Below are 661 nucleotides of genomic sequence, written 5' to 3' on the forward strand. Positions count from 1 at the left end.
AGTACGTTGCTCGCGACGAGTTTGCGTTACGTTATGCAGACTATGGGGCAAAAGTTTGTCCAAGCAGGGAATGCGGCACTGATTATGATCTTAGAGCCGGTTTGGACGGTTGTTCTGAGCATACTTTGGTATGGCGAAGTTCTGACGGCCAATAAACTTGTTGGTTGTTTGCTGATTCTCTTTTCTTTGGTGATTTACCGCACTGGCGGCAGATTCCGCTTCCCCAAGCGAGCGTAAATAGACGCTCTAAAGATGAACGACGATGGCAAATACTGAACATCAAGAAACATTAGATTTTTTAGATAAGCTGAGCGTTTGCTTGTATCGCGCTGGCATCAGTGTGTTTGCCATCGCTCTTTTGGGGTTGGCTGCGTTGGAAAGTCAATGGCTCGACGGGGTGGATGGCAGATATAGAGCAGTCTTTGCGGTATTCGCCATTGCTGGTGCAATGTCTGCGAGTAATATTCACGTTTACAGTAAGTCAGTTCGCACTATCATCAGTTGGTCTGGTTGGATAGGAGCGATCTTGATGGTCTGCGACCCAGAGTTAAATCGAGTGTGGCTCGCATTAGGCTTTATCTTTGTCCCCTTTTCTGGGATTGCGTTGAAAGAGTCGTTCTGTTTCAAAGTCCTTGGCTTGAAATTGGTACCTACGTTGTTG

At 46.7% G+C, this 661-nt stretch carries 2 protein-coding genes; both read left to right on the top strand.

Going from position 1 to position 661, the window contains the following annotated elements; all coding sequences use genetic code 11:
• Window positions 1-237, top strand: a 237-nt coding sequence (locus tag R7093_RS25910; RefSeq protein WP_318147105.1) for a DMT family transporter, incomplete at its 5' end; no start/stop codon positions are given.
• 25 nt (window positions 238-262) lie between these two features.
• On the top strand, window positions 263-661 hold a 399-nt coding region (locus R7093_RS25915), incomplete at its 3' end, for a hypothetical protein (protein ID WP_318147106.1).

The sequence above is a fragment of the Vibrio sp. 1580 genome, assembly GCF_033340055.1.